The organism is Anaerococcus sp. HMSC075B03, from assembly GCF_001815585.1.
Taxonomy (GTDB): domain Bacteria; phylum Bacillota; class Clostridia; order Tissierellales; family Peptoniphilaceae; genus Anaerococcus; species Anaerococcus vaginalis.
The window spans coordinates 7,575-25,228 of record NZ_KV821198.1 but is presented as its reverse complement, the minus strand read 5'-3'; the positions used below and the strand labels follow the sequence as shown (position 1 = coordinate 25,228).

The window sequence follows — 17,654 nt, the reverse complement described above, 5'->3', positions numbered from 1 at the left end:
GTGATGAGAATAGAAAATTCTATTTTCATCACTTTTATTAGTTAATGCAATTTTAATTTAATTTTATTTTCTATTTGCTGTAGCTATTAAGGAAATTCCTGTATCTGCTATATTTTCTATAACAATATCTCCAACATGAACAGGTGCTGTTATGCTTGCCTTATTTATTTCATCCATTGCTTCTTCCATTTTATTTTTTGGAATTGCATCGGCAGTTTTTACTGAAACTGAATATTCTTTTCCACCATCAAGTTTTACTGTTGAAGTTACTACTCTTACTGGATTTTTTACTTCGTTTCTAGCGTAAACTTCCCCTCTTTTACAGGTATTTCCTGCAATATCAGTAATATTTCCTTCTTCATCCATTGTTACTGTCACAAGGCAGCCTAGAGGACAATTTATACAAGTTAAATCCTTTTTCATATTTCCTCCAATTTTATTTCTATTTCTTTTGTATCTTCATTTATATCTTTTTTCTTTAAAATTAAGTTTTCCATCTCTCCTGGAGCATAAACTAATTTTCTTTTCTTTGTTACTTCTTTGCCGTCAACAAACATTTTTAAAATTCTATTTTGATAAACATTGTTTACCCTAAACCTAATTATAGCTTCATCTTGCATAGTATCTGGATTTATATATTGTGGAAGTGTATAAGAAATTCCATCTCCTGCCTTTAAATAAATTGGCTCTTTTTGTGATTTTTGGAAATTATCTTTAATATAATCTGCTGCATTTTTGGCTGCAAGTTCGCTTTCTTCTGTTACATAATCTACCAAATCGTGAACGTGAAGAACATTTCCTGCTGCAAATACTCCATCAACATTTGTCATTAGCCTATCTGAAACTACCGCTCCTTTTGTTTTTGGATCAATTTCAATTTTTGCTTGTTTTGTAAGTTCGTTTTCTGGCAAAAGTCCTACTGAAAGTAAAATTGTATCGCAGTCAAAATGTTTTTCTGTTCCAGGAATTACTTTCATATTTTCATCTACTTGTGAAAGAGTGCAACCTGTAACTCTTTCATCTCCTTCAATTGATGAAATTGTTGTATTAAAATAAAGTGGAATGTCAAAATCGTCTAAACATTGAACAATATTTCTTTTTAAACCTCCAGAAAATGGCATAATTTCAGCAACACATTGAACGTCTGCTCCTTCTAGGGTCATTCTTCTTGCCATAATTAAACCTATATCTCCAGAGCCCAAAATAACTACTTTTTTTCCTGGCATATAGCCTTCAAGATTCATCATTCTTTGGGCTGTTCCTGCTGAAAATACTCCTGCCGGTCTACTTCCTGGAATATTTAATGCTCCTCTTGGTCTTTCCCTACAACCCATAGCAAGGATAACTGCCTTTGGTTTTAAAGTAAACATTCCATTTTCTTCATTCATCAAGGTTATAGTTTTATCATTTGCAAAATCTATTACAATTGTATTTAATAAAACATCTATATCTCTTTTTTCAACTTCATCAATAAATCTTTGAGCATATTCTGGACCTGTAAGTTCCTCATTAAATCTGTGTAAACCAAAACCATTGTGGATACATTGATTTAAAATTCCTCCAAGCATTTCATCTCTTTCAACTATAAGTATGTTTTCAATTCCTTCATCATAGGCACGAGCAGCAGCTCCAAGTCCTGCAGGACCTCCACCTATTATTACTAAATCATAATTTTTCATTTAAATGCTCCTTACTTTACATGTCCTTTTATGTAGTAAGAATCTTTTCCATTTTTTACTACATCGTCATAGTCTTCGCCCAATTCTCTTGCAAGTATTTCCATAACTCTTGGTAAGCAGAATCCTCCTTGGCATCTTCCTGCTGTAGCCCTTACTCTTCTTTTGATTCCATCAACAGTTCTTGCTCCAAGAGGACGATTGATTGCATCTACAATTTCGCCTTCTGTTATAGATTCACACCTACAAATGATTTTTCCGTATCTCTTATCTTTTTTGATTAATTCGTCATGTTCTTCAAGACTTAATTCACTAGTTTTTGGAGTAGGTTTTCTATCATAAGTAAAATCTTTATTTTCTTCGAGATTTAATTTCTCACTTACAAGATTTGCCATATATTCCCCAATAGCTGGAGCTGATGTAAGACCAGGGGATTCAATTCCTACACAGTCAAAAAATCCATCAAGACTTTCTTTTAAGATAAAATCTCCACCTACTTCATGAGCTCTGTTTCCAGAAAATGAAGTTATAACCATTCTTACAGGAACATTTTTTACAGTGTGATTTGATTTTTCTATAACTTCTTCAATGTGTTCTCTTGTTGAACGTCTGTCGTGTTTATCATCTATAAAGTCAGAAGTTGGTCCTACAAGAGTGTTGTTATCGATTGTTGGAGATACCAAAATTCCCTTACCTTTTTCAGTAGGAAGATTAAACATTACATGATTTACAAATCCTTTTGTGTCCTTATCCAAAAGCAAATATTCTCCACGTCTTGCTTTTATTTCAAATTTTTCATCTGAAACAGCATTGTGGATTTCATCTGAATATACTCCAGCAGCATTTATAACTGCCTTAGTTTGATATGTATTATTTTCAGTAGAAACTTCCCAATATCCGTCTTTCTTTTCAGTTTTTATAACTTTTTCGTAAAATTTATAGGAAACTCCATTAATATTAGAAACTTCTGCAAAGGCAATATTCATCAAAAATGGATCAACAATTCCTGCCTCTTTTGCATACAAAGCAGCCACAACATCATCTGTTATATTTGGTTCCATTTTTAAAACTTCTTCTCTGTTTAAAATTTCCATTCCAGAAACGCCATTTTCAATTCCTTGATCATAAAGAGCTTGCAATTTTGGCATATCTTCTTCGCTATGACAAAGAACAAAAGTTCCAATTTTTTTGTAAGGGAAAGATAATTTTTTGGCTTCATCTTCCATCATGTGATTTCCTCTTACATTCATTTTTGCCTTCATTGTTCCTGGCTCTGCATCATAACCGCCGTGGCAGATAGCAGAATTTGCTTTTGAGGTTTCTGTGCAAACATCTTCATTTTTTTCTAAAACTAGAAATTTTCCTTTTTTCTTTGATAGTTGGTAGGCAATAGAAGTACCCGTTACTCCTGCTCCTATAATTATTGCATCAAACATATTTCTTCCTTTCAAATAAATTTAAATGAAAAAAAAGCAAGTTAAAGTAGGGCCTACTTTAACTCGCTTTCTCATCGTCTTATTTTATTGTTAATTTAATTATATTACATTATATAATCTTTGTAAAATTATTCTTCGTAATGATTTGCCCAACCAAAGGCTCTTTGCATAGCTCTTTGCCAGTTTCTATCTTTTTTATCTCTTTCTTCAACAGAAATTTCTGGAGTAAATTCTCTATCAACAAGTCTGTTTTCTTTAATTTCTTCAAGATCTTGATAGAATCCTACAGCAAGTCCTGCCAAATAGCAAGCACCTAGAGCTGTTGTTTCAAGAGTTTCTGGTCTTTCAACTTTTGTTTGAATCATGTCAGCTTGGAATTGCATTAAGAAATTATTTGCACTTGCTCCACCGTCAACTTTTAATTCTTTAAGTGGTGCACCAGAGTCTTTTGCCATTGCTGTTAATACATCGTTTGTTAAATATGCAAGGGACTCAAGAGTTGCTCTTACAATATGGTATTTGCTAGTTCCTCTTGTAATTCCTACAATAGCTCCTCTTGCATAAGCATCCCAATATGGAGCACCAAGTCCTGTGAAAGCTGGAACAACATAGCATCCATTTGTATCATCAACTTTTGTAGCCATATATTCAGTATCATCAGCTGCATCAACAATTCTTAATTGATCTCTTAACCATTGAATTGCAGAACCTGCAACAAAGATTGAACCTTCAAGAGCATAATTTACTTTTCCTTCTTCAAGTCCCCAAGCAATTGTTGTTACAAGTCCGTTATCAGATTTAACTGCTTCTTCGCCAGTATTCATAAGTAAGAATGCACCTGTTCCATAAGTATTTTTTGCATCCCCCTTGTTAAAGCATGTTTGTCCAAACAAAGCTGCTTGTTGGTCACCTGCGATTCCTGCTATAGGAATTTCGCCATCAAAATATCCGGCAAAAGTATTTCCATAAACATAGCTTGATGGTTTAACTTCTGGAAGCATACATTTTGGAATATTTAAAATTTCTAGAAGTTCATCATCCCATTCAAGAGTATGAATATTAAATATCATAGTTCTTGAAGCATTTGTATAATCTGTTACGTGAACTTTTCCACGAGTTAAGTTATAAATTAACCATGTATCAACAGTACCAAATAAAAGCTCCCCGTTTTCTGCTCTTTCTTGTCCATTTTCGATATGGTCTAAAATCCATCTAATTTTTGTTGCTGAAAAATATGGATCAACTACGAGTCCAGTTTTATTTTGAATTGTTTCTCTGTAACCATCTTCTACTAATTTGTCAGCCATATCAGCTGTTCTTCTACATTGCCAAACGATTGCATTATAAACTGGTTTTCCTGTTGCTTTTTCCCAAACTATTGTTGTTTCTCTTTGGTTTGTAATTCCTATAGCTTCAATGTCTTTTGATTCAATACCTAATTTTGCAATTGCTTCAGTACAAACTCCAAGTTGAGTAGACCAAATTTCTGTAGCATCATGTTCAACCCAACCAGGGTGTGGGAAAAATTGAGTAAATTCTTTTTGAGCAACAGACATTATTTCGCCTTTTTTGTTAAAAATAATTGCTCTGTTACTTGTAGTTCCAGCATCCAACGCCATAATATACTTTGTCATACAAACTCCTTTTACATTTTCCAAACATTATAATTTGATGATGATACAGCAATCGCCTTTGAATTTAGGGCATCAAAAACATCTTTTTTATCTCTAATAAGCCCTCCAGCAATAATTGGGATAGATGTTCTTTTTTCTATATCATCTAGTATTTTTGGCATAATACCAGGAAGTATTTCAACAAGATCACAATTTGCTTTTTTTAAAGTTTCTTTTACATTTTTATAGGACAAGGAATCAAGTACAAAAAATCTTAGTATGGATAAAAGTCCTATTCTTCTTGCATAAGCCGCATTTTGACTTCTTGTTGTAATAATTCCATCGGCATTTGTGTATTTTTTGATAAATGATGAAGATAGAGATGATGAAGAAAGTCCCTCAATAAGGTCTTCATGAACAAAAACAATCTTGTCATGGTCTTTTAATTTTTCAACAATATTGGTTATATTTTCAATATTTCCATAAAGAACAAAAACTATTTTGTTATTCTTGTAATCATCTTTAATACATTCTTTCAAATCCGTATTATCTTTTATTGCCATAATACAAGGATTATCAAAAAGCAAATCCACTATATCAATCATTTTTCCTCCAAATACACAAAGCGAGCCCTATAAAAAATAAGTGCTCGCTTCTCCAAATATATTTATTACAACCTCATTGTAGCACATAAAATTTATAAATGCAAACAATTTCATCTAATATTTTTTATTTTTTTAAATTTTTCTCTTATCATTGTAAATTCAAAGATTTTTTTATTTTTTAATTATTATTTTTTAAAATAAAATTTTGAAATCATTTTAAATTTTAAAATTTTTAAATAAAAAAGATGGAAATAATCCATCTTTATTGTTATTTTGTAAATAATTCTTTTTCTTCTTGTGTAAGTTCTCTGTAATCTCCCGGGTTTAAGGTTTTATCTAATTGCAATTTTCCTATTGCAAGTCTTTTTAGTTTTACTACTTCGTTATCGTTATTTGAAAATAATCTTTTTACTAAATGAAATTTTCCTTCTGTTACGTAAACGTAGGCTTTTTTATCTTCAATTATTTCTAATTTTGCACTTCTTGCGTAATAATCATCTTCTTTTATATATACGCCTTCTTTAAAAATTTCTACTAGGGCAGGTTCGATTTTTTTTGATGTTTCTACTTCGTATTTTTTCCAAATATTTGAATTTGGACTTATTACTCTGTGGATAAATTTTCCATCGGTTGACATTAACAAAAGTCCTGTTGTATCTTTGTCAAGCCTTCCTGCTATTGCCAAATCTAAATTTAAATAAAATTCATCCAAGTCACTCATTACAGTTCCATCAAGTTCGTTTGATTGGCAAATTAATCCTTCTCTTTTGTTCATCATTATATAAATATTTTCAAAATAATCGACAAGCTCTCCCATATAAATTACTTCGTCAATATTCGGATCAACTTTTACTGATGAATCTTTTATAATTTCTCCGTTTATTACAAGTCCGCCTTTTTTTGCATTTTTCTTTATATTTTTTCTAGTATCAAGATTGGCATTTCCAATCATTTTATCTACTCTCATTATCATTTTTAACTCCTAAAATATTTCTTACATTTTCTTCTAATTCTAGGAAATCTTCTATAAATCCTAATAAATATTCTTCGCCTTTTGCTGTTATATAATAATATTTTCTTTTTGGCCCAACTTTTGATTTTTCTTTTGAAGAAAATATAAGACCTTTTTTCGATAATCTTTGCAAAATAGGATAGACTGTAGATTCAGTCATATTATAAAAACCATTAAGTCTTAGGGTTTCTACAATTTCATATCCATAAGTTTCTTTGTCTTTGATTATTTTTAGAATTACCCCTTCGATAACTCCTTTTAACATTTGAGATTTCATTTTATCACCTTAAAAAATTGTATTGCTTAGTTGGACTTAATCAAGTTCTTTTGCAAAAATATGCCATAGGGCAAAATTTGCATTGTTTCTTATCTTGTGTTTTTATTTCAATATTTTTTTCTACTATATTTTTTCCTATTTCGTCTATATTTTTCATATCAAAATCCGATTTTTCTACTTCTATAAGTTTGTCTTCTTCAATAAAATATAAGATCATCTTGTTTACTTTTTTATTATTATAAACTAACAAATTGTAGTAAGTAAGTAGTTGGTTTTTGTAGGAAATTAAATTATTTTCATCTGACTTTCCAGTTTTTATATCGATAATTGTTCCATCTTCAAGGATTATATCAATATTTCCTTGCAAAATATAGGAAAATCTATCAAGTTTAATATTCATTTCCGAATATTTTATCGAAAAATTTCTATTTACAAAATTTTCAATTGGTTTTTGAAATTCTTTGTTTTCCTTTATAAAGTCATTTATTGCATGGTAAGAAAGATTTTCTTTTTTTAAATTTGTAAGATATTCGGTAAGGCTGTGAACTTTTGAACCAAATTCCAAAGATTTTGATTTTTCTTTTTTAAAATCCAAAACTCTTATAAATTTATATTTTAATGGACAAGATTTGTAAATTGAAATATCCGTTGTATATGCCAAAATTTCTTTTTTTACAATATCTTCTTTGAATTTAAAATCTATGGTTTTTAATATTGAAGACGAATTTAATGAAAAGGCAAAATTTTTAAGGTAGGAATTTTGGGAATTATCCAATAAAGCCAAAAGATTTTTTGCTCTGGTAAAGGCTGTATAATACTTCCTATAATAATTTTTTAAAAAATCACTTTCTTTTTTCGCCTCAAGTTGTGGGCTAAATGCACGCATATCTTTTCTTGGATTATCATTTAAACTTGATACAAAAACCACATCATACTCAAGTCCTTTTGCTTGATGAATTGTAGAAAATATTACAGAATTTTTTGGAGCATCAAAATTTTCAAATTCGCTTATGGCTGAATTTTTGAAAAGATAAAAAATATATCCATAGATTAAATCCACTGATTTTTTGTAATAATTTATATCATAGCCACAAAGATTTGTAAAATCCGATAAAATTGATGTAAATTTCCCAATATTTGAAAGTTGTCTTATTGAATTTAATTTGTCGATTTTTTTATCCAAAATCTCCCTAAAAATTTCAAGTCCAAAAGCTTTGTATAAAATATCTGTGTAGGATTTATTTTCTTTAATATTTAATTTTTCTTCCTTTATATAGGCATTTAATTCTTCATTTTTTGTAAATTCTTTATCATCGAAAATGCTAACAAGATATTTTTTGAAATTTGTTTCTTGAGTCCATTTGTACTTATCTGGATTTGAACCAGTAAGTTTTTTTGGTTTTTTTGAAAAAATTGAAATAAGAACATAAAGGCAAAGTCTAATTTCTCTTCTTTTGAAAAACAATTTCGATGATTTATTTAAAACATTTATTCCGTGATTTTCAAAATAAGTTTGCAAAGATTTTGGATAATCACTATTTAAAGACGGAAACAAAAATGCTATTTGATTTAAATTTATTTTTTTGTTCAAAAATTTTACTATATTTTCAATATTTTCATACTCATTTGCCCTAGCCCTTACAACAGAATTTTCATTTTTTTCGCTAACATTTGCCCTAAGATTTTTTATTTTTTCAAGGTCAAAAGCATTAGAATTTACAAGAAATTGTCTAGATTTATCAATTATTTCCTGATTAGACCTGTAATTAATATCAAGATGATAAAAATTTGCCTTTCTTTTCATCTTCATTTTGCAAGTTTTATCAAAATCTCTCAAATTTTTAGGACTTGCTCCCCTAAATGAATAAAGAGCCTGATCATCATCTCCAAAAACCATAAGGTTTTTGCCCTTACAAAGGCTAAAAGAAATTTCTTCTTGAATAGTATTTGTGTCTTGGTACTCATCAATTATTACAAAATCAATCCTATCCCTAATTTTTTTTCCATAAAAAGGATCTTTTAAAAGATCATAAAATTTTTTTAAAATCAATTGATAATTTATAAGGTCATTTTCATCAAGAAAATTTGCCCAAGCCAAATAAATTTCCAAAGCTAGAATATCACGAGGATTATTAGAATTACGAAGTTCATCCAAGTCGACCACATTATTGGTAATATTTGCAAAAATCCCCTGAATTTGTCCGACCTCATTATAAGAAATAAATTTTGAAAAATTCGGAATATTTTCAAAAATATCCATATTTTTTTCAATCAAATATCCTTCAATATGAGAGTCGATAACCAAAGGATCAAAAATTTTATTAGTAAAGGATTTATATTCTTTCAAAAAAGAAAGAGCCAGAGAATGAAAATTGCCAATCAACATATTTGAAGTATCAGCATAAATATTCTCTTTTTTAAGACCTGACTCCACCCTTTCAATAAGCTCATTCGCCGCTTTTTTTGTAAAAGTTGTTACAAGGATTTTGTTAGGACTGATCCCGTCATTTTTTATTAAAGAAATAATTTTTTGAACAATTGTGAAAGTTTTTCCAGTACCAGGCCCTGCCAAAATTGCACAAGGATATTTTGCATCTTCCACAATCAATTTTTGTTTTTCATTTATCATAAAATCAACTCATACACAAATCTTTTAGACCTTTTAATTTTGTCATCAACAGTACAAATTCCAACTTTTTCAAAAGAAAATTTTTTAATTAAACTTTGCATTTTATAATTATCAGGATGAGTGTCAATCCTAATCGACTCCATTTTTGAATTTTTTCCATAAGAAATAATTTCTTCAAAAAATCTATTAGCAAGACCCTTGCCTTTTGCACTTTCTTTCACACTCAATCTGTGAATAGTAAAAAACGGCCCATGATTTTTAAAATCCTTTTCAATTTCCCTATAATCTTCTTCATAATCCTTTTTCAAATAAGCAAAAGATAAAATTTCCCCATTTTCCTCATAAACAAAACTTTCTCCCATCAAAATATTTTCCAAAATCCCCTTTCTATCAGGAAGTCCATTTTGCCATTGGTCAACTACATCTTTTTTCAAAGCTTTTTTCCCATCATTTATTATTATCATTATTTCATCTAAATCTTTAATTTCTGCTATTCTCATACAATCATTATACATTAAAAATTTTTTTATTAAATTTTCAAAATTTCTTTTGGTTTTGAAAATAAAAAAGCTATGAGAGAACTCATAGCCTATATATATTTAAGGGGGTCTTATTTAATTTTTTACCAAGCAGGAATCCATGCTCCTCCTGTTAATTTTTCGTAGTCTTTTTTGGTAGCATCTGTTTGGTAGTAATTTTTTACAAAATCATTTAAAACTTTGTCATCTTTTCTTTCTTTTTTGGCTGCAAATACATTTACGTATGGATTAGTGTCATCTGCTTTTGATTCCTCAAATTTTAAAGCTGGATATTCGGTTGCAATTTTTGAATCTAGGGCGAATGTATCATTTACTATTGCAAGGGCAGCTGAATCGAGATTTCTTGCTGTTTGAGCTGCGTCAACTTCTGTTATTTTTAATTTTTTTGGATTTTCTTTAATATCTTCAACTGTTACTGGATCGCCTTTTTCGCCTTTTACTTTTATAAGTTTTGCATCTTGTAATAAAAACAAGGCTCTTGCCCCATTTGATGCATCATTTGGAATTACTATTTCGTCATTTTCTTTTACTTCGTCTAGTGATTTATATTTTTTGGAATAAATCCCAAGCGGTGCAAGCATTGTATTTCCTATTGAAACAAGTTCTGTCTTGTGGTCTTTATTAAATTCTTCTAGAAATTTTTTGTGTTGGTAAGCATTCAAATCAATATTTCCAGATTCCAAAGCCTCATTTGGTTGATTATAATCTGTAAAAACTACAAGCTCTACATCATTTCCTGTTTTTTCTTCGTATCTTTTTATAACTTCATTTAATACGTCGTTATATTCTCCAACCACACCGATTTTTATGCTTTGTTTTTCTTTTGCGTTTTCGTTTGAATTTGATGTATTTTTTTCTTCCTTGTTTCCACATGAGCTAAGTCCTAGGAGTAGGGCAAGTCCTAAAGCGATTTTTCCTATTTTTTTCATTTTTTATCTCCTTTTTTTATTTCCAAGCTGGGATTTCTGATCCCTTTGTTTCTTTTTCTATTAATTTTTTAGTTTCTTCTGTTTGATAATAATTTTTCACAAAATTTTCTAATGTTTTTGAATCTTTGTCTTCCTTTCTTGCTGCAAATATATTTACATAAATTGCTTTTGCTGGATCGTCTTTATCTTCTAAATAAATTGAATCTTCTGTCGGAATAAATCCAGCGTCTACTGCCATACCAGAATTTATAACTGATGCAGCAACTTCTGTAAGATTTCTTGCTGTTTGGCTTGCATCAAGTTCAATTATTTCCAAATTTTTTGGATTTTTCTTGATATTATCAAGAGTAATTGCATCTCCTTCTTTTCCTTCAACTTCTATTAATCCTGCTGATTGTAAAAGGAAAAGCGCTCTTGCTCCATTTGTTGGATCGTTTGGAATTGCAATTTTATCCCCATCTTTTATTTCTTTTACACCTTTTATTTTGTCAGAATATATTCCCATTGGTGCAAGCAAGGTGTCTCCAACTGAAACTATATCTGTTTTGTGTGATTTATTATAATCTTCCAAGAATTTTTTGTGTTGGAAGGAATTTATATCAATATCTCCAGAATTTAACGCTTCATTTGGTTGGTTATAATCTGAAAATGGTACGATTTTTATTTTCTTTCCTGTATCTTTTTCAAATCTTTTTGCCACATCTTCTAAAACTTCATTTTTTTCGCCACAAACTCCTATTTTAATTTCTTTTGCATCGGCAAATCTGTCTTCACTTTTTGCTTGATTTGATGCAGAAGAATTTGAATTTGTATCTTCCTTTTTATTTCCACATCCTGTTAAAGTTAGTACAAGTGACAAGCCTAGGGCAATTTTCTTTAAATTTTTCATCATTTTCCTCCTAATATTTTTAATGTGATGTCTTTTTTATAATTAAATTGGCAATGCCTTGAATGGCATAGACAATTATCAAAATAACTATTACAGATATAATAACTACGTCGTTTTTGTATCTGTTGTATCCGACTGCTATAGCAAGATTTCCTATTCCTCCTGCTCCGATTGTTCCAGCCATTGCTGTAAGTCCCAAAAGCGAAATCAAAGTTATTGATGAAGCTCTTACAAGTGATGGAAGTCCTTCTCTTAAATAAACTGCTGTTATAATTTCAAATGGTGAATTTCCCATAGCTTCCGCCGCCTCTATTACTCCTGGATCAACTTCTGCCAAAGCTTGCTCAACTTGCTTTGCAAAAAATGGCACGCAAGAAAAAACTAAAGGAACTATTGCAGCCGTTGGTCCAATTCTTGTTCCTACAATTAAATTTGTTATAGGACTAATTACTGCAAGTAAAATTATGAAAGGAACTGCACGAAAAAGATTTGTTATCTTATCCAAAATGCTATAAATTTTTTTGTTTTCTAAAATTCCTCCATCATTTGTAACTACAAGTATTACTCCTATTATTAAGCCAAAAATCCCTGAAAATATGGCTGATAAAAATAGCATATAAAAGGTAAGTCCAATATCTTCAAAAATCCTATCTTTTATTGAAAGTGCATAATCAAAGTATCCCATTACTATCTCCTAAAAGTTGTACATTTGTTCCACAGGCTATTAAATATTCAATCGCCTTGTCGATATTTTCTCTTTCTGCCTTAAAAGTTACTATAAGATTTCCGACTGGAACATTTGTAATAAATTCTATATTTCCTGCCAAAACATTGGTTTTGACTTTAAATTTTTCATAAATTTCATTTATAACTGGCTGAGTTGTAGCTTCTCCAACATAGGAAAGTTTTACTAAAAATTCATCCTTTTTCAAAACTCCCAGATTATTTTTAACTTCCTCTAGAGTTTGATTTACATTTGTTGAAGTTTCTACAAAATCTTTTGTAAGTTTGTGTCTTGGATTTGAAAAAATTTCAAGAGTTGTCCCTTTTTCAATCACTTTTCCATCTTGCATTACCGCAACCTTGTTGCAAAGGTCTTTTACAACTTCCATTTGATGTGTGATTATTACAATTGTTATTCCAATTTTTTCTTTAATCTCTCCTAAAAGTTTTAAAATTTGCTTGGTTGTTTTTGGATCAAGGGCACTTGTTGCCTCATCGCAAAGTAAAATTTCTGGATCAGATGCAAGGGCTCTTGCTATGGCACATCTTTGTTTTTGTCCACCAGACAATTCTCTTGGAAATGATTTTGCCTTATCTCCAATCCCAACCAAATCCAAAAGTTTTTGAGCCTTTAAAATTTTTTCTTCTTTTGAAAGATTTTCCTTTCTTATTGGAAAAATTACATTATCAATTACTGAAAGATTGTTCAAAAGATTAAAGTGTTGGAAAATCATTCCAATTTTTTTGCGTCTTTTTCTCAAATCTCTTTCAGTTAAATTCAAAAGATTTTCTCCTTTTACCAAAACTTCTCCCTCAGATGGTTTTTGCAAAAGATTTATGCACCTTACAAGAGTTGATTTTCCAGCTCCCGAAAATCCAACTATGCCAAAGGCATCTGCCTTTTCAATTTTAAGATTAACTCCATCAACTGCTTTGAAACCATCAAAGTCCACGCTTATATTTTTTAGTTCAATCATTATCTCTCTCTTTTCTATCAAAATTTATCAAAAAATTTAAGGCACAAGCTAGTCCATAGTAAAGACCATCGTTGTCTACATCAAATTTTTCAGTGTGAGCACCTGCCCCACATCCTTTTTCTTCATTTTTTACACCAATTTTTACAAAAACACTTGGAGCAATTTTTCCATAGCCATAAAATGATTCAGATCCAAAAGAAATTTCTTCATCAACTCTTGCATTCGGAAAAATTTCTTCCAAAGAAAATCTTGCAAAATCAGAAAGTTTTTCATCATTTATAACTGGATAGGCAACTACTCTTGTGTAATCATTAAATTTAACCTTGCAATCATAAATATTTGCAGTTTTTTCTGCTAGATTTTTTAATTTTTCCAAGGCTTTTTCTCCGACTTCATCTTCAAAAAATCTCAAAGTCGCCTTTAGATTTGCCTTATCAGGAATTACATTTGAGGCGAATCCTGCATTTATTGATCCAATTCCCAAAGTTACAATTTCATTTGGATCAAGTCCACTCGCCCAAGTTTGGTTTAGGTTATTTATAATAGCCACTAGGGCATTTATTGGAGAAATTAGTAAATCTGGTCTTGAGCCGTGACCGCCCTTGCCGATTACATCAAAATCAACCCCAGCACACCCCGCATAAACTTTTCCTTTGGAAATGGCAAATTTTCCTGTAGGAATTTCTGTATCAATATGATTTCCATAAATTGCATCAAATTTTATATTTTTTAAATGCTTAACCATAGAATGAATTCCAGCTCCTGTTTCTTCGCCTTCTTCAAAAATAAAATAAATTTTTCCATTTAAGGTATTTTTTATTTGTGAAAGAATTTTTGCACTTGTAAGAGCAAGAGCCATGTGAAAATCGTGACCGCAAGCATGCATCACGCCAATATTTTTTGATACAACTTCTTTTTTTGTTTTTAAATTATTTTCATTTTCAATTATAGGAAGAGCGTCAATGTCTGTTCGAATTCCTAAATTTTTTCCATTTCTTTTTGTATCAAGAATTGCCACAAAGCCTGTAGAATTTTCTACTTCTTCAACTTCCAAACCAAGTTTTTTGCACTCATTTATTAAAAATTTGCGAGTTTCAAATTCCTTGCTTGAAAGCTCTGGATTTTCGTGTAAATAATTTTTGATTTTCTTTGAAAAATCCAAATCTTCCTTTACCAAATTTTTAATTTCATTTGCACTTATATTTGTCATTTCCAAAACCTTTCCTTTCTAAATTTATGCAAAATAAAAAGTCCTTACTGTAGATAAACTACAATAAGGACGAAAATTTTCCGCGTTACCACCTTTTTTGCACTAAAAAATGCCTCTTCAGATACTAGCATATCCTAACTCTATAACGGGAGTTCCCGTATAAGTCTAAATATCGACTTATCCCATCTGAGACCATCTTCATCACACTTTTTATTCACCCTTCTCAGCAAAACAGGGCTCTCTGTACAATAATCCATACGACTACTCTTCTCTTTATCTGGTTTAAAAAATCTATTTGATAAGTCAATAATACTATCATTAAAAAATCCTGTCAAGTCTTTTTTTAATTTTTATAAATTTATTTAGTATATTATAAATAAAAATACCTTTATTCCAATCTTTTGCTTATAAAAATTAAAAATAATTTATAGGAATTTTTATAGACGCATGCAAATTTAAAATAATTTAAAAGAAAAAAAGAAGCCCTAAGGCTTCTCATGGTTTTGGTAAAATAAATTCATTTATAATATACTGTATTTAATTATTTGTGCAAGTTATTCCACCGTTACTGATTTTGCTAAATTTCTTGGCTTATCCACATCAAGTCCTTTTGCACATGAAACATAATATGCCAAAATTTGTTGAGGAATAACTGACAAAACTGGATAAAGCGGATCAATTGTCTTTGGCAATTCAAAAGTAAAATTAGAAATCTCTTTCAAATGATCATCTTTTCTTGAAATCGAAAAAATATTTGCTCCTCTTGAAATAATTTCTTTTACATTTGATATGGTTTTTTCCATTATATTTTCTTGACTTGCAACAACTACAACTGGCGTACCCTCTTCAATCAAAGCTATTGTTCCATGTTTTAACTCCCCTGCAGCCAAGGCCTCAGAGTGAATATAGGAAACTTCTTTTAATTTTAAAGAACCCTCAATTACAGATTTATAATCTAGACCACGTCCTATATAAAACATAGAATCAAAATCTTTTATCTCTTTTGCATAAGCTTTTATTTTTTCGCTATCATCCAAAATTTCTTTTATTTTTTCAGGAATTTTTTTCATTTCTGAAATTATTTCCTTGTATTTTTCTTCATCAATTGTTCCAAGCTTTAAAGAAAAATCTAGGGCAAGCATATAAAGCGAAATTATTTGTGTTGTGTAAGCCTTGGTTGATGCAACTGCAATTTCTGGCCCTGCATAACAATAAATTGTTTTATCAGCTTCCCTATCAAGAGATGATGCAACTACATTTGTCAAAACCAAAGTCTTTGCCCCCTTATTTTTTCCAAGTCTTAAAGCTGCAAGAGTATCGGCAGTTTCTCCAGATTGGCTTACCAAAATCATCAAAGTATTTTCGTCAATAAAAGGATCGTTGTACCTAAATTCACTTGCAATATCGCAAATTACAGGAATTTTTGCAAATTTTTCCAAAGCATAGGCACCAACAAGTCCTGCATGATAAGCTGTTCCGCAAGCAACTATATAAATTTTATTGAAATTTTCAATTTCTTTTTTGCTAAAGGCATTCTCTTTAAAATCAATCATTTCATCAGTCATTTTGAATCTGATTGTATCAGAAATCGCCTTTGGTTGGTCAAAAATTTCTTTAATCATAAAATGATCAAAGCCTTCCTTGGTTGAATCTTCAAAAGAAAAATCAACTTTTGAAATTTCTCTTTGAATTTTTTGGAAATTTCTATCATAAATTGTAAAAGATTCGCCCTTAATATCAACCAAATCTCCATTTTCAAGATAAATTACATCTTTTGTGTATTTTATAATTGAAGGAAGGTCGCTTGCTGCAAGAATTCCATCATTAGTTATGCCCAAAACAAGTGGACTTTCTTCCCTTAAAACTATAAGTCTATCGCTTTCATCTTGACACAAAATTCCAAGAGCAAAAGATCCCCTCAAGTCATTTTTTGCTTTTTTTACAGCCTCTAAAATATCATCTTCATAATATTTTTCAATCAAAACCGCAACAACTTCTGTGTCAGTATCAGACTTAAAGCTGTATCCTTCCTTTTTGAGATTTTCTTTTAGCTCATTATAATTTTCAATGATTCCATTGTGAACTACAGAAATTTTCCCATTATTTGAAAGATGTGGATGAGAATTTATATCTGAAGGGCCGCCGTGAGTTGCCCATCTAATGTGGCCAATCCCAATATTTCCTTCGATAGGATTTTTTGAAAGCTCGTCTTTTAAAACTTTAACCTTGCCGCTTTTTTTGACTGTTTTAATTAAACCACCATCAATAAGGGAGATTCCCGCCGAATCATATCCCCTATATTCAAGTCTTTCAAGACCATCCATAATAACTTCTCTGGCATTAAGCCTTCCCTTATAACATACTATTCCGCACATAGTATCCTCCTAATATTAAATTTTAGAGGTATCACTTTATTTCCTTTGTCATAAGAATTGCTTCTTATTTTTGTAAAATACTGAGCCTGTGAAAGCTATGGAGCACCCGCCGAATTTTCGATAACTCCATTCCTCGTCATCCCAAAAGGATCTGGCGCTTGTTATATTTTTACCTCGTTTTTTAATTATACACTAAAATTATGAGTTAAAAAAGTACCACAAAACTAATTATTATTAAAAAATTTTCTAATAAAAATTTAAAAAACACAAAAATAAGAGAATTTAAATTTTTGCCAGTCTAAAAATACCCAGATGCTAAAAATTTTATTTAATAAAAGCAAAAATCATACAATTTCTTAAATTGTTCAGACTGTTGACAAACTAAAAATTTGCCCATTTCGACCAGATAAATAACCGTTGATTTCGGTTATTTATCCCGATTCATCGTGTGCAACGAGCGGAGAAATCTCATGAGATCTCTCCATGCGTTCGTTTCACTCACTTAGTCGAGATGGGTTATAGCGTAATTTTATTTTTGAATTATTAATGAATTATTAAACTGACTTTGTCTACGCTCTGTACAATTTCTTAAATTGTTTTATCTACACAAAAGGATTTAAACTTCTTATTTTTTTAAAATTTCAAAAATTAAACATCAAAAAATTAAGCAGAAAATGATTTTAAAAATTAAATAGCAATTGATTTAAAAATTTAAATAGCAAAAAATATAAAAAAATAAACCAGACTTTTAAAAGTCTGGTTTA

15 protein-coding genes and 1 other annotated feature are annotated in these 17,654 nt (G+C 30.2%); all 15 genes read right to left on the bottom strand.

Annotated features, from left to right (window positions below):
- Positions 1–63 precede the first annotated feature (63 nt).
- Positions 64–423: a DUF1667 domain-containing protein gene (locus HMPREF3045_RS06785; RefSeq protein ID WP_070738168.1), complete on the bottom strand. Its 360-nt coding sequence runs from the start codon at positions 421–423 to the stop codon at positions 64–66.
- The gene (locus HMPREF3045_RS06780) at positions 420–1,679 is read right to left on the bottom strand and encodes an NAD(P)/FAD-dependent oxidoreductase (RefSeq protein ID WP_070738165.1); all 1,260 of its coding nucleotides are present in this window, start codon (positions 1,677–1,679) and stop codon (positions 420–422) included. The genes HMPREF3045_RS06785 and HMPREF3045_RS06780 overlap by 4 nt, the downstream gene beginning before the upstream one ends.
- Positions 1,680–1,690: 11 nt before the next feature.
- Positions 1,691–3,112, bottom strand: coding sequence for an NAD(P)/FAD-dependent oxidoreductase (locus HMPREF3045_RS06775; protein ID WP_019118270.1), 1,422 nt, complete (start codon positions 3,110–3,112; stop codon positions 1,691–1,693).
- Positions 3,113–3,240: 128 nt separating this feature from the next.
- On the bottom strand, positions 3,241–4,746 hold the full coding sequence (gene glpK / locus HMPREF3045_RS06770; protein ID WP_039920331.1) for a glycerol kinase GlpK: 1,506 nt from the start codon (positions 4,744–4,746) through the stop codon (positions 3,241–3,243).
- 11 nt (positions 4,747–4,757) lie between these two features.
- The gene (locus HMPREF3045_RS06765; protein ID WP_004838009.1) at positions 4,758–5,330 is read right to left on the bottom strand and encodes a glycerol-3-phosphate responsive antiterminator; all 573 of its coding nucleotides are present in this window, start codon (positions 5,328–5,330) and stop codon (positions 4,758–4,760) included.
- Between the two features lie 268 nt (positions 5,331–5,598).
- Positions 5,599–6,303 (bottom strand): pseudouridine synthase, encoded by a 705-nt coding sequence (locus HMPREF3045_RS06760; RefSeq protein ID WP_070738162.1) that lies wholly within the window; start codon positions 6,301–6,303, stop codon positions 5,599–5,601.
- Complete coding sequence (locus HMPREF3045_RS06755) at positions 6,284–6,619, bottom strand: PadR family transcriptional regulator (RefSeq protein ID WP_004838007.1); 336 nt, start codon at positions 6,617–6,619, stop codon at positions 6,284–6,286. Before HMPREF3045_RS06755 ends, HMPREF3045_RS06760 begins: the two co-directional genes overlap by 20 nt.
- 40 nt (positions 6,620–6,659) lie before the next feature.
- The gene (locus HMPREF3045_RS06750) at positions 6,660–9,248 is read right to left on the bottom strand and encodes an ATP-dependent DNA helicase (protein ID WP_070738159.1); all 2,589 of its coding nucleotides are present in this window, start codon (positions 9,246–9,248) and stop codon (positions 6,660–6,662) included.
- On the bottom strand, positions 9,245–9,748 hold the full coding sequence (locus tag HMPREF3045_RS06745) for a GNAT family N-acetyltransferase (RefSeq protein WP_257244384.1): 504 nt from the start codon (positions 9,746–9,748) through the stop codon (positions 9,245–9,247). The genes HMPREF3045_RS06750 and HMPREF3045_RS06745 overlap by 4 nt, the downstream gene beginning before the upstream one ends.
- A gap of 122 nt (positions 9,749–9,870) precedes the next feature.
- Complete coding sequence (locus tag HMPREF3045_RS06740) at positions 9,871–10,716, bottom strand: MetQ/NlpA family ABC transporter substrate-binding protein (protein ID WP_070738153.1); 846 nt, start codon at positions 10,714–10,716, stop codon at positions 9,871–9,873.
- A 16-nt stretch (positions 10,717–10,732) separates the two neighbouring features.
- Entirely contained in the window at positions 10,733–11,605 is an 873-nt protein-coding gene (locus HMPREF3045_RS06735) for a MetQ/NlpA family ABC transporter substrate-binding protein (protein WP_070738151.1), read from the bottom strand.
- Between the two features lie 19 nt (positions 11,606–11,624).
- Entirely contained in the window at positions 11,625–12,290 is a 666-nt protein-coding gene (locus HMPREF3045_RS06730; RefSeq protein WP_070606586.1) for a methionine ABC transporter permease, read from the bottom strand.
- On the bottom strand, positions 12,277–13,305 hold the full coding sequence (locus HMPREF3045_RS06725; protein WP_070738149.1) for a methionine ABC transporter ATP-binding protein: 1,029 nt from the start codon (positions 13,303–13,305) through the stop codon (positions 12,277–12,279). Before HMPREF3045_RS06725 ends, HMPREF3045_RS06730 begins: the two co-directional genes overlap by 14 nt.
- Positions 13,298–14,515, bottom strand: coding sequence for an amidohydrolase (locus HMPREF3045_RS06720; RefSeq protein WP_257244383.1), 1,218 nt, complete (start codon positions 14,513–14,515; stop codon positions 13,298–13,300). The genes HMPREF3045_RS06725 and HMPREF3045_RS06720 overlap by 8 nt, the downstream gene beginning before the upstream one ends.
- Positions 14,516–14,577: 62 nt before the next feature.
- Positions 14,578–14,801: a binding site (T-box leader), on the bottom strand.
- A 268-nt stretch (positions 14,802–15,069) separates the two neighbouring features.
- Positions 15,070–16,890 (bottom strand): glutamine--fructose-6-phosphate transaminase (isomerizing), encoded by a 1,821-nt coding sequence (gene glmS / locus HMPREF3045_RS06715; protein WP_070738147.1) that lies wholly within the window; start codon positions 16,888–16,890, stop codon positions 15,070–15,072.
- Positions 16,891–17,654: the final 764 nt, after the last annotated feature.